This is a genomic window from Escherichia sp. KTE172, assembly GCF_000408845.1.
Taxonomy (GTDB): Bacteria; Pseudomonadota; Gammaproteobacteria; order Enterobacterales; family Enterobacteriaceae; genus Escherichia; species Escherichia coli.
The window spans coordinates 2,621,715-2,634,134 of sequence record NZ_KE137316.1 but is presented as its reverse complement, the minus strand read 5'-3'; the positions used below and the strand labels follow the sequence as shown (position 1 = coordinate 2,634,134).

Sequence of the window (12,420 nt, the reverse complement as noted above, 5' to 3'; positions counted from 1 at the left end):
TATTACACTTTAGGACGTAATTATGAGGTAAATCTTATATATTTATTGGGAAAATAAATACCTTAAAGGAAGGTATGCCGATTTTGAATGACACCCTTTTTCCATCTCAGAAAAAGGGCACTATCTTACTTCACCCGCGCCATATAATACGCATCGACATATTCACCATTACGTAATGCGTACTTCTTGCCAGTCCCTTCAATCTCAAATCCAAATTTTTTATAGACCTTAATTGCTGGCGCGTTATCGACGAACACCGTTAGCTCAATACGATCTACCCGCAACCAGTTGTCGCACATTTCAATCATCTCTCGCATCAGGGCGCTGGCGACACCGCGATTCTTCCAACGGGAGTCGACACAGATACCAAAATCGGCAACATGACTGCGGCGTGGGCGTTGTTGCACGTCAATGGTGAGATGGCCTACGACGATTCCATCAATACAGGCGACTAACTGCTTGATGCCGGGGCGATCGGCGAGTCGCTCCTGCCACATATGATCGGAGGGATGAGGCACCTGTAGCGTGTTGCAATACACCTCCGGCTGGGCGTGAATCTGCCTGATGGCCTCGTAGTCCCGCGTTTCAGCATGGCGTATCACTATCTCACTCATTCCTTTGTCCTCTTTGGGGTAAATGTCCCTTTCAACATCATTGACTTTCAAATGCGAGTCAAATGCATTTTTTTTGCAAAAAGTGTTGGACAAGTGCGAATGAGAATGATTATTATTGTCTCGCGATCAGGAAGACCCTCGCGGAGAACCTGAAAGCACGACATTGCTCACATTGCTTCCAGTATTACTTAGCCAGCCGGGTGCTGGCTTTTTTTTTGATCTTTCGTTTTCAATTTATCCACGGGAAGTGCTTGTGTTCGTTATGCGCACTCCAGTAGGAACCACGTCCGCTTTGCGCTAAGGTGTAAATAACCCCCTTAAAAAGGACGAAATCATGGTCATTAACTGCGCCTTTATTGGCTTCGGCAAAAGCACCACCCGTTACCATCTGCCGTATGTACTTAACCGCAAGGATAGCTGGCATGTCGCGCATATTTTTCGCCGCCATGCGAAGCCGGAAGAACAGGCCCCCATTTACTCTCATATCCATTTCACCAGCGATCTCGACGAAGTACTAAACGATCCCGATGTTAAGCTGGTTGTGGTCTGCACCCATGCAGACAGCCACTTCGAGTACGCGAAGCGCGCGCTGGAAGCCGGGAAAAATGTGCTGGTCGAAAAACCGTTCACCCCGACGCTTGCCCAGGCGAAGGAGCTGTTTGCGTTGGCGAAAAGCAAAGGGCTGACCGTCACGCCGTATCAGAATCGTCGCTTTGATTCCTGCTTCCTGACAGCGAAAAAAGCGATTGAAAGCGGCAAGCTTGGAGAGATTGTCGAAGTGGAAAGCCATTTTGACTATTACCGCCCGGTGGCAGAAACCAAACCTGGGCTGCCGCAGGATGGCGCGTTCTATGGTCTTGGTGTGCATACGATGGACCAGATTATTTCTCTGTTCGGTCGCCCGGATCACGTCGCTTATGACATCCGCAGCCTGCGTAATAAAGCCAATCCTGACGACACCTTTGAAGCGCAGCTGTTTTATGGCGACCTGAAAGCCATCGTCAAAACCAGCCATCTGGTGAAAATCGATTATCCGAAATTTATCGTTCACGGTAAGAAAGGTTCGTTTATTAAATACGGTATCGACCAGCAGGAAACCAGCCTCAAGGCCAATATTATGCCGGGCGAACCGGGATTCGCAGCGGATGATTCGGTCGGTGTGCTGGAGTATGTCAATGACGAGGGTGTGACGGTCAGAGAAGAGATGAAGCCGGAGATGGGCGATTACGGGCGCGTTTATGATGCGTTGTATCAAACCATCACCAACGGTGCGCCAAATTACGTCAAGGAATCTGAAGTTCTTACCAATCTGGAAATCCTTGAACGAGGATTTGAGCAAGCCTCTCCCTCCACAGTGACTCTCGCGAAGTAAGTTTGATGGCCCCTCGAATAGTTCAATTTTTTTGAACAGAGGGGTCAATTTTCACCCTCTATCATCCCAGGCGGATCGGGTCCACACTAAGCCCATCGAAATCATTCAGGGGGCGAATAAAAATGATCTACTTACGCAAAGCAAATGAACGTGGTCATGCAAATCATGGCTGGCTGGACTCCTGGCATACTTTCTCTTTTGCCAACTATTACGATCCGAACTTTATGGGCTTCTCCGCGCTGCGCGTGATTAACGACGACGTGATTGAAGCAGGGCAGGGCTTCGGCACTCACCCGCATAAAGATATGGAAATTTTGACCTACGTGCTGGAAGGTACTGTTGAGCATCAGGACAGCATGGGCAATAAAGAGCAGGTTCCGGCGGGTGAGTTCCAGATTATGAGTGCGGGTACGGGTATTCGTCACTCAGAGTACAACCCAAGCAGCACCGAGCGTCTGCATCTGTATCAAATCTGGATCATGCCTGAAGAAAACGGTATTACGCCGCGTTATGAACAGCGTCGCTTCGATGCCGTACAGGGCAAACAGCTGGTGCTCTCGCCGGATGCGCGTGATGGTTCGCTGAAAGTGTATCAGGATATGGAACTGTACCGCTGGGCGCTGGTAAAAGATGAGCAGTCGGTGCATCAGATTGCCGCTGAACGCCGCGTCTGGATTCAGGTGGTGAAAGGCAATGTCACCATTAACGGCGTGAAAGCCTCGACCAGCGATGGTCTGGCAATCTGGGATGAGCAGGCAATCTCCATTCATGCGGATAGCGACAGCGAAGTGTTACTGTTCGATCTGCCGCCGGTTTAAAACTCAACGGCATCTTTGAAGCCTGCCTTTTTGCAGGCTTCCTCACTCGCTCCGGTCGCGTGCTGATGTACGCTTCCGGGGTTTTGCCGCGTCGTTAGCACAATGCGATGCAATTGATTTAGTGTATATCTAATAATTGTAAACAAGCACTGTTTTCCCCGGGAAGGTTCTGATGCGTCCGTGTTAAACTAAGAGAATCTATCTCTTTTGTACCTTCAGGACGATGAAAAAGAAAAGACCCGTACTTCAGGATGTGGCTGACCGTGTAGGCGTGACCAAAATGACGGTCAGCCGTTTTTTACGCAACCCGGAGCAGGTTTCCGTCGCTCTACGCGGCAAGATTGCCGCCGCTCTTGATGAACTGGGTTATATTCCCAATCGCGCGCCCGATATCCTCTCTAATGCCACCAGCCGGGCGATTGGCGTCCTGTTACCTTCTCTCACCAACCAGGTTTTCGCGGAAGTATTACGCGGAATCGAAAGCGTCACCGACGCGCACGGTTATCAAACTATGCTGGCGCACTACGGTTATAAACCGGAAATGGAGCAAGAACGCCTCGAATCAATGCTCTCATGGAATATCGATGGACTGATCCTCACCGAACGTACCCACACGCCACGCACCTTAAAGATGATTGAAGTGGCGGGGATTCCGGTGGTGGAGTTGATGGACAGCAAGTCGCCGTGCCTCGATATTGCCGTCGGTTTTGATAACTTTGAAGCGGCACGCCAGATGACCACCGCCATTATTGCTCGCGGGCATCGCCACATTGCCTATCTCGGCGCACGTCTCGACGAACGTACTATCATCAAACAGAAGGGATACGAACAGGCGATGCTGGATGCAGGCCTGGTGCCGTATAGCGTGATGGTTGAGCAATCTTCTTCTTACTCTTCCGGTATTGAACTGATTCGCCAGGCGAGGCGGGAATATCCGCAGCTGGATGGCGTGTTCTGTACTAATGATGACCTGGCGGTCGGCGCGGCGTTTGAATGCCAGCGTCTGGGGTTGAAAGTTCCTGACGATATGGCGATTGCCGGTTTCCATGGTCATGACATTGGTCAGGTGATGGAACCACGGTTGGCGAGCGTACTGACGCCGCGTGAGCGGATGGGCAGTATTGGCGCTGAACGCCTGCTGGCGCGTATTCGTGGCGAATCTGTGACACCGAAAATGTTAGATTTAGGTTTCACCTTGTCACCGGGCGGATCTATTTAAGCCCACAAATTTGAAGTAGCTCACACTTATACACTTAAGGCACGGATGGATATTGCTTCTGATATTGTCCGGCCGGACAATGTTACCGATAACAGTTACCCGTAACATTTTTATTTCTTGTATTGTGGGGGCACCACTTTGAGCACGACTAACCATGATCACCACATTTACGTCTTGATGGGCGTATCGGGCAGCGGCAAATCTGCGGTCGCCAGTGAAGTGGCGCATCAACTTCATGCCGCGTTTCTTGATGGCGATTTCCTCCATCCAAGGCGCAATATCGAAAAAATGGCGTCTGGTGAACCGCTGAATGACGACGATCGCAAACCGTGGTTGCAGGCGCTGAACGACGCCGCGTTTGCTATGCAGCGCACCAATAAAGTGTCGCTGATCGTCTGTTCTGCACTGAAAAAACACTATCGCGACTTGCTGCGTGAAGGTAATCCGAATCTCTCGTTCATCTACCTGAAAGGCGATTTTGATGTGATTGAAAGCCGCCTGAAAGCGCGCAAAGGCCATTTCTTTAAAACCCAAATGTTGGTGACGCAGTTTGAAACGCTGCAGGAGCCGGGTGCGGACGAAACCGATGTACTGGTGGTGGATATCGATCAACCGCTGGAAGGTGTTGTGGCAAGCACCATTGAGGTTATTAAAAAAGGCAAATAAGTAGTGACTACATTAACGCTTGTTTTAACAGCAGTAGGGTCTGTTTTACTGCTGCTGTTTTTAGTCATGAAGGCGCGTATGCACGCTTTCCTGGCTTTGATGGTGGTGTCCATGGGGGCTGGCCTTTTTTCCGGTATGCCGCTCGATAAAATCGCAGCGACGATGGAAAAAGGGATGGGAGGCACCCTCGGCTTCCTGGCGGTGGTTGTCGCCCTGGGAGCTATGTTTGGCAAGATCTTACATGAAACTGGCGCAGTCGATCAGATTGCCGTCAAAATGCTCAAATCCTTCGGTCACAGCCGAGCACATTATGCCATCGGCCTTGCGGGGCTGGTTTGTGCGCTACCGCTGTTCTTTGAAGTGGCGATTGTTCTGCTGATTAGCGTTGCTTTCTCAATGGCGCGCCACACCGGTACGAACCTGGTGAAACTGGTAATCCCATTATTCGCAGGCGTGGCGGCCGCGGCTGCGTTCCTGGTACCGGGGCCAGCGCCAATGCTGCTGGCATCGCAGATGAACGCCGACTTTGGCTGGATGATCCTGATTGGCCTGTGTGCGGCAATTCCGGGAATGATTATTGCCGGGCCGCTGTGGGGTAATTTCATCAGCCGCTACGTGGAGTTGCATATTCCTGACGACATCAGCGAACCGCATCTCGGCGAAGGCAAAATGCCATCTTTCGGATTCAGCCTGTCGCTGATCCTGTTGCCGCTGGTGCTGGTAGGGCTGAAAACCATTGCCGCGCGTTTTGTGCCAGAAGGCTCTACCGCTTACGAATGGTTCGAGTTTATTGGTCATCCGTTTACCGCGATTCTGGTTGCTTGTCTGGTAGCGATTTATGGCCTGGCAATGCGTCAGGGCATGCCAAAAGACAAAGTGATGGAGATTTGCGGTCACGCGCTGCAACCGGCGGGGATCATTCTGCTGGTGATTGGTGCAGGCGGCGTGTTCAAACAGGTGCTGGTTGACTCTGGCGTAGGTCCGGCACTGGGCGAAGCGTTAACCGGCATGGGCCTGCCGATTGCCATCACCTGCTTTGTGCTGGCTGCGGCGGTGCGTATCATTCAGGGTTCTGCCACCGTTGCCTGTTTAACGGCGGTGGGACTGGTGATGCCGGTTATTGAACAACTGAACTACTCCGGTGCGCAAATGGCGGCGCTGTCGATTTGTATCGCCGGTGGTTCGATTGTTGTCAGCCACGTTAACGACGCCGGTTTCTGGTTGTTCGGTAAATTTACCGGCGCGACCGAAGCCGAAACGCTGAAAACCTGGACCATGATGGAAACCATCCTCGGCACTGTTGGTGCCATCGTTGGGATGATTGCTTTCCAGCTGTTGAGTTAAGTTTGTTCGCCCGGTAGTTGTGACGCTACCGGGCTCTTTTCGAAAAACTCTCCTCGTTACCCCTTCATCCACATTCGAATGCCGTCGAGGAACATCTGGGTTGCCATCATCACCAGAATCAATCCCATCAGGCGTTCAAGTGCATTCACCCCTTTCTCGCCCAGCAGACGTAAAAATAGCGAAGACTGTAGCAGGATGACAAAGGTGCCGCCCCAGGCCAGTAGCAGAGCAATTACCAGATGTCCCATCTGATTCGGGTACTGATGAGACAACAACATCAGCGTGGCGAGAATAGTCGGCCCGGCGACTAACGGAATTGCCAACGGCACGATAAACGGCTCTTCACCTGCCGGAAGCCCGCTGCTATTTCCTGAAGCACTGGGGAAAATCATCTTAATGGCGATCAGAAACAGAATGATGCCGCCAGAAATGGAGACGGTTTCTGCCCGCAGGCTAAGAAATGCCAGAATTTTCTCACCCGCAAACAGGAACACCAGCATCACCAGGAGAGCAATAAGCAACTCTCGCACCATGATTGCCCGCCGTCTTTTCGGTTCAGTATGTTTCAGTACGGACATGAAAATAGGTAGGTTTCCGAGCGGATCCATAATCAGGATCAATAAAACTGCTGCAGAAATGATTTCATTCATAACTCAAATTCCCTGATAATTGCCGCGGACTTTCTGCGTGCTAACAAAGCAGGATAAGTCGCATTACTGATGGCTTCGCTATCATTGATTAATTTCACTTGCGACTTTGGCTGCTTTTTGTATGGTGAAAGATGTGCCAAGAGGAGACCGGCACATTTATACAGCACACATCTTTGCAGGAAAAAACGCTTATGAAAAATGTTGGTTTTATCGGCTGGCGCGGTATGGTCGGCTCCGTTCTCATGCAACGCATGGTTGAAGAGCGCGACTTCGACGCCATTCGCCCTGTCTTCTTTTCTACTTCTCAGCTTGGTCAGGCTGCGCCGTCTTTTGGCGGAACTACTGACACACTTCAGGATGCCTTTGATCTGGAGGCGCTAAAGGCCCTCGATATCATTGTGACCTGTCAGGGCGGCGATTATACCAACGAAATCTATCCGAAGCTTCGTGAAAGCGGATGGCAAGGTTACTGGATTGACGCAGCATCGTCTCTGCGCATGAAAGATGACGCCATCATCATTCTTGACCCCGTCAATCAGGACGTCATTACCGACGGATTAAATAATGGCATCAGGACTTTTGTTGGCGGTAACTGTACCGTAAGCCTGATGTTGATGTCGTTGGGTGGTTTATTCGCCAATGATCTTGTTGATTGGGTGTCCGTTGCAACCTACCAGGCCGCTTCCGGCGGTGGTGCGCGACATATGCGTGAGTTATTGACCCAGATGGGCCATCTGTATGGCCATGTGGCAGATGAACTCGCGACCCCGTCCTCTGCTATTCTCGATATCGAACGCAAAGTCACAACCTTAACCCGTAGCGGTGAGCTGCCGGTGGATAACTTTGGCGTGCCGCTGGCGGGTAGCCTGATTCCGTGGATCGACAAACAGCTCGATAACGGTCAGAGCCGCGAAGAGTGGAAAGGGCAGGCGGAAACCAACAAGATCCTCAACACATCTTCCGTAATTCCGGTAGATGGTTTATGTGTGCGTGTCGGGGCATTGCGCTGCCACAGCCAGGCATTCACTATTAAATTGAAAAAAGATGTGTCTATTCCGACCGTGGAAGAACTGCTGGCTGCACACAATCCGTGGGCGAAAGTCGTTCCGAACGATCGGGAAATCACTATGCGTGAGCTAACCCCAGCTGCCGTTACCGGCACGCTGACCACGCCGGTAGGCCGTCTGCGTAAGCTGAATATGGGACCAGAGTTCCTGTCAGCCTTTACCGTGGGTGACCAGCTGCTGTGGGGGGCCGCGGAGCCGCTGCGTCGGATGCTTCGTCAACTGGCGTAATCTTTATTCATTAAATCTGGGGCGCGATGCCGCCCCTGTTAGTGCGTAATACAGGAGTAAGCGCAGATGTTTCATGATTTACCGGGAGTTAAATAGAGCATTGGCTATTCTTTAAGGGTGGCTGAATACATGAGTATTCACAGCCTTACCTGAAGTGAGGACGACGCAGAGAGGATGCACAGAGTGCTGCGCCGTTCAGGTCAAAAAAATGTCACAACCAGAAGTCAAAAATCCAGTTGGATGGGGTGACACAATAAAACAGGAAGACAAGCATGTCCGATCGTATCGATAGAGACGTGATTAACGCGCTAATTGCAGGCCATTTTGCGGATCCTTTTTCCGTACTGGGGATGCATAAAACCACCGCGGGACTGGAAGTCCGTGCCCTTTTACCCGACGCTACCGATGTGTGGGTGATTGAACCGAAAACCGGGCGCAAACTCGCAAAACTGGAGTGTCTCGACTCCCGTGGATTCTTTAGCGGTGTCATTCCGCGACGTAAGAATTTTTTCCGCTATCAGTTGGCTGTTGTCTGGCATGGTCAGCAAAACCTGATAGATGATCCTTACCGTTTTGGTCCGCTAATCCAGGAAATGGATGCCTGGCTATTATCTGAAGGTACTCACCTGCGCCCGTATGAAACCTTAGGCGCGCATGCAGATACTATGGATGGCGTCACAGGTACGCGTTTTTCTGTCTGGGCTCCAAACGCCCGTCGGGTCTCGGTGGTTGGGCAATTCAACTACTGGGACGGTCGCCGTCATCCGATGCGCCTGCGTAAAGAGAGCGGCATCTGGGAACTGTTTATCCCTGGGGCGCATAACGGTCAGCTCTATAAATATGAGATGATTGATGCCAATGGCAACTTGCGTCTGAAGTCCGACCCTTATGCCTTCGAAGCGCAAATGCGCCCGGAAACCGCGTCTCTTATTTGCGGACTACCGGAAAAGGTTGTGCAGACTGAAGAGCGCAAAAAAGCGAATCAGTTTGATGCGCCAATCTCTATTTATGAAGTTCACCTGGGCTCCTGGCGTCGCCACACCGACAACAATTTCTGGTTGAGCTACCGCGAGCTGGCCGATCAACTGGTGCCTTATGCTAAATGGATGGGCTTTACCCACCTCGAACTGCTGCCCATTAACGAGCATCCGTTCGATGGCAGTTGGGGTTATCAGCCAACCGGCCTGTATGCACCGACCCGCCGTTTTGGTACCCGCGACGACTTCCGTTATTTCATTGATGCCGCACACGCAGCTGGTCTGAACGTGATTCTCGACTGGGTGCCAGGCCACTTCCCGACCGATGACTTTGCGCTTGCCGAATTTGATGGCACGAACTTGTATGAACACAGCGATCCGCGCGAAGGCTATCATCAGGACTGGAATACGCTGATCTACAACTATGGTCGCCGTGAAGTCAGTAACTTCCTTGTCGGTAACGCGCTTTACTGGATCGAACGTTTTGGTATTGATGCGCTGCGCGTCGATGCGGTGGCGTCAATGATTTATCGTGACTACAGCCGTAAAGTGGGGGAGTGGATCCCGAACGAATTTGGCGGGCGCGAGAATCTTGAAGCGATTGAATTCTTGCGTAATACCAACCGTATTCTTGGTGAGCAGGTTTCCGGTGCGGTGACAATGGCGGAGGAGTCTACCGATTTCCCTGGCGTTTCTCGTCCGCAGGACATGGGCGGTCTGGGCTTCTGGTACAAGTGGAACCTCGGCTGGATGCATGACACCCTGGACTACATGAAGCTCGACCCGGTTTATCGTCAGTATCATCACGATAAACTGACCTTCGGGATGCTCTACAACTACACTGAAAACTTCGTCCTGCCGTTGTCGCATGATGAAGTGGTCCACGGTAAAAAATCGATTCTCGACCGGATGCCGGGCGACGCATGGCAGAAATTCGCTAACCTGCGCGCCTACTACGGCTGGATGTGGGCATTCCCGGGCAAGAAACTGCTGTTCATGGGGAACGAATTTGCCCAGGGCCGCGAGTGGAACCATGACACCAGCCTCGACTGGCATCTGTTGGAAGGCGGCGATAACTGGCACCACGGTGTCCAGCGTCTGGTGCGCGATCTGAACCTCACCTACCGCCACCATAAAGCGATGCATGAACTGGATTTTGACCCGTACGGTTTTGAATGGCTGGTGGTGGATGACAAAGAACGCTCGGTGCTGATCTTTGTGCGTCGCGATAAAGAGGGTAACGAAATCATCGTTGCCAGTAACTTTACTCCGGTGCCGCGTCATGATTATCGCTTCGGCATTAACCAGCCGGGCAAATGGCGTGAAATCCTCAATACCGATTCCATGCACTATCACGGCAGTAATGCCGGCAATGGCGGCACGGTACACAGCGATGAGATTGCCAGCCACGGTCGTCAGCATTCACTAAGCCTGACGCTACCACCGCTGGCCACTATCTGGCTGGTTCGGGAGGCAGAATGACACAACTCGCCATTGGCAAACCCGCACCCCTCGGCGCGCATTACGACGGTCAGGGCGTCAACTTCACACTTTTCTCCGCTCATGCCGAGCGGGTAGAACTGTGTATCTTTGACGCCAATGGCCAGGAACATCGCTATGACTTGCCAGGGCACAGTGGCGACATTTGGCACGGTTATCTGCCGGATGCGCGTCCGGGTTTGCGTTATGGTTATCGCGTTCATGGCCCCTGGCAACCCGCCGAGGGGCATCGCTTTAACCCGGCGAAGTTGTTGATTGATCCTTGCGCGCGGCAAATTGACGGGGAATTTAAAGATAACCCGCTGCTGCACGCCGGTCATAATGAACCTGACTATCGCGACAACGCCGCCATTGCGCCGAAATGCGTAGTGGTGGTTGATCACTATGACTGGGAGGATGATGCCCCGCCGCGCACGCCGTGGGGCAGTACCATCATTTATGAAGCCCATGTCAAAGGATTAACGTACCTGCACCCGGAGATCCCGGTCGAGATCCGTGGCACTTATAAAGCCCTGGGGCATCCGGTGATGATCAACTATTTGAAACAGTTGGGCATTACCGCGCTGGAACTGCTGCCGGTGGCGCAGTTTGCCAGCGAACCACGCCTGCAACGTATGGGTCTAAGTAACTACTGGGGTTACAACCCGGTGGCGATGTTTGCACTGCATCCGGCGTATGCCTGCTCCCCAGAAACGGCGCTGGATGAGTTTCGCGATGCAATCAAAGCACTGCATAAAGCGGGTATCGAAGTCATTCTTGATATCGTGCTCAACCATAGTGCGGAACTGGACCTCGACGGTCCGTTATTCTCTCTGCGTGGGATCGACAACCGTAGCTATTATTGGATAAGAGAAGACGGCGATTATCACAACTGGACCGGTTGTGGCAACACGCTCAATTTGAGTCATCCGGCGGTGGTGGATTATGCCAGCGCCTGCCTGCGTTATTGGGTAGAAACCTGCCACGTCGATGGTTTCCGCTTTGATCTGGCGGCAGTCATGGGCCGTACGCCAGAGTTCCGTCAGGATGCGCCGTTGTTTACCGCTATCCAGAACTGCCCGGTGCTCTCGCAGGTGAAGTTAATTGCTGAACCGTGGGATATTGCTCCTGGTGGTTATCAGGTGGGAAATTTCCCGCCGCTGTTTGCCGAGTGGAACGATCATTTCCGCGATGCTGCCCGTCGTTTCTGGCTTCATTATGATTTGCCTCTGGGGGCGTTTGCCGGGCGTTTTGCTGCCTCCAGCGATGTTTTTAAACGTAATGGTCGTCTGCCGAGTGCCGCGATTAATCTCGTCACCGCGCATGACGGTTTTACGCTTCGCGACTGCGTTTGCTTCAACCATAAACATAATGAAGCAAACGGAGAAGAAAATCGCGACGGGACCAACAACAATTACAGTAACAATCATGGTAAAGAAGGGTTAGGCGGTACTCTTGACCTGGTTGAACGGCGTCGCGACAGCATTCACGCCCTGTTAACAACGTTGTTGCTCTCCCAGGGTACGCCGATGTTACTGGCCGGTGACGAACATGGTCACAGCCAGCATGGCAATAACAATGCCTACTGTCAGGATAACCAATTAACCTGGTTGGACTGGTCGCAGGCAAGCAGTGGTTTAACCGCATTTACCGCCGCGTTAATCCATCTGCGCAAGCGCATTCCCGCTTTGGTGGAGAATCGCTGGTGGGAAGAAGGCGACGGCAATGTCCGTTGGCTAAATCGATATGCTCAACCTTTAAGCACGGATGAGTGGCAAAACGGGCCGAAACAGCTGCAAATTCTGCTCTCGGATCGCTTTTTGATCGCAATTAACGCCACGCTTGAGGTAACAGAGATTGTTTTACCTGCTGGGGAGTGGCACGCCATTCCCCCATTCGCTGGAGAGGATAACCCAGTGATTACGGCTGTCTGGCAGGGACCTGCACACGGATTGTGTGTGTTCCAGAGATGATAAAAAAGGAGTT

10 protein-coding genes are annotated in these 12,420 nt (G+C 52.0%); 8 read left to right on the top strand and 2 right to left on the bottom strand.

All coding sequences use genetic code 11. From position 1 onward, the window contains the following. Positions 1-125: 125 nt before the first annotated feature. The gene (yhhY, locus tag G434_RS11265) at positions 126-614 is read right to left on the bottom strand and encodes an N-acetyltransferase (protein WP_001306331.1); all 489 of its coding nucleotides are present in this window, start codon (positions 612-614) and stop codon (positions 126-128) included. A gap of 334 nt (positions 615-948) precedes the next feature. Here yhhY and G434_RS11270 point away from each other — a divergent pair, with 334 nt between their 5' ends. The 5 genes from G434_RS11270 (at position 949) to gntU (ending at position 6,033) form a co-directional block, all read left to right on the top strand. After that, a complete protein-coding gene (locus G434_RS11270; protein WP_000236295.1) occupies positions 949-1,986 on the top strand; it encodes an oxidoreductase in 1,038 nt (345 codons plus the stop codon). Between the two features lie 122 nt (positions 1,987-2,108). Next, positions 2,109-2,804 carry a quercetin 2,3-dioxygenase gene (gene yhhW / locus G434_RS11275; protein ID WP_000639821.1) on the top strand — a complete coding sequence of 232 codons (696 nt, stop codon included), beginning with the start codon at positions 2,109-2,111 and terminating at the stop codon, positions 2,802-2,804. A 223-nt stretch (positions 2,805-3,027) separates the two neighbouring features. Next, entirely contained in the window at positions 3,028-4,023 is a 996-nt protein-coding gene (gene gntR / locus G434_RS11280; RefSeq protein ID WP_000730252.1) for a gluconate operon transcriptional repressor GntR, read from the top strand. Between the two features lie 138 nt (positions 4,024-4,161). Next, positions 4,162-4,689, top strand: coding sequence for a gluconokinase (gntK, locus tag G434_RS11285; protein WP_000108330.1), 528 nt, complete (start codon positions 4,162-4,164; stop codon positions 4,687-4,689). A gap of 3 nt (positions 4,690-4,692) precedes the next feature. Beyond that, on the top strand, positions 4,693-6,033 hold the full coding sequence (gene gntU, locus G434_RS11290) for a gluconate transporter (RefSeq protein ID WP_000210111.1): 1,341 nt from the start codon (positions 4,693-4,695) through the stop codon (positions 6,031-6,033). Positions 6,034-6,089: 56 nt separating this feature from the next. Here the strand turns inward: gntU and yhgN are convergent, their stop codons facing one another. Continuing rightward, positions 6,090-6,683 carry an NAAT family transporter YhgN gene (gene yhgN, locus G434_RS11295; protein ID WP_001002544.1) on the bottom strand — a complete coding sequence of 198 codons (594 nt, stop codon included), beginning with the start codon at positions 6,681-6,683 and terminating at the stop codon, positions 6,090-6,092. A gap of 191 nt (positions 6,684-6,874) precedes the next feature. Here yhgN and asd point away from each other — a divergent pair, with 191 nt between their 5' ends. The 3 genes from asd to glgX all read left to right on the top strand — a co-directional run bounded on the left by asd (position 6,875) and on the right by glgX (position 12,407). Further along, positions 6,875-7,978, top strand: coding sequence for an aspartate-semialdehyde dehydrogenase (gene asd, locus G434_RS11300; protein WP_000799946.1), 1,104 nt, complete (start codon positions 6,875-6,877; stop codon positions 7,976-7,978). A 272-nt stretch (positions 7,979-8,250) separates the two neighbouring features. Next, the gene (gene glgB, locus G434_RS11305; protein ID WP_001283730.1) at positions 8,251-10,437 is read left to right on the top strand and encodes a 1,4-alpha-glucan branching enzyme; all 2,187 of its coding nucleotides are present in this window, start codon (positions 8,251-8,253) and stop codon (positions 10,435-10,437) included. Continuing rightward, a complete protein-coding gene (gene glgX, locus G434_RS11310; RefSeq protein ID WP_000192508.1) occupies positions 10,434-12,407 on the top strand; it encodes a glycogen debranching protein GlgX in 1,974 nt (657 codons plus the stop codon). The genes glgB and glgX overlap by 4 nt, the downstream gene beginning before the upstream one ends. Positions 12,408-12,420 lie beyond the last annotated feature (13 nt).

Coding starts and splice junctions, on each gene's coding strand:
- yhgN (WP_001002544.1), bottom strand. CDS start 6,683: ATGAATGAAATCATTTCTGCAGCAGTTTTATTGATCCTGATTATGGAT.
- glgX (WP_000192508.1), top strand. CDS start 10,434: ATGACACAACTCGCCATTGGCAAACCCGCACCCCTCGGCGCGCATTAC.
- yhhY (WP_001306331.1), bottom strand. CDS start 614: ATGAGTGAGATAGTGATACGCCATGCTGAAACGCGGGACTACGAGGCC.
- asd (WP_000799946.1), top strand. CDS start 6,875: ATGAAAAATGTTGGTTTTATCGGCTGGCGCGGTATGGTCGGCTCCGTT.
- yhhW (WP_000639821.1), top strand. CDS start 2,109: ATGATCTACTTACGCAAAGCAAATGAACGTGGTCATGCAAATCATGGC.
- G434_RS11270 (WP_000236295.1), top strand. CDS start 949: ATGGTCATTAACTGCGCCTTTATTGGCTTCGGCAAAAGCACCACCCGT.
- glgB (WP_001283730.1), top strand. CDS start 8,251: ATGTCCGATCGTATCGATAGAGACGTGATTAACGCGCTAATTGCAGGC.
- gntR (WP_000730252.1), top strand. CDS start 3,028: ATGAAAAAGAAAAGACCCGTACTTCAGGATGTGGCTGACCGTGTAGGC.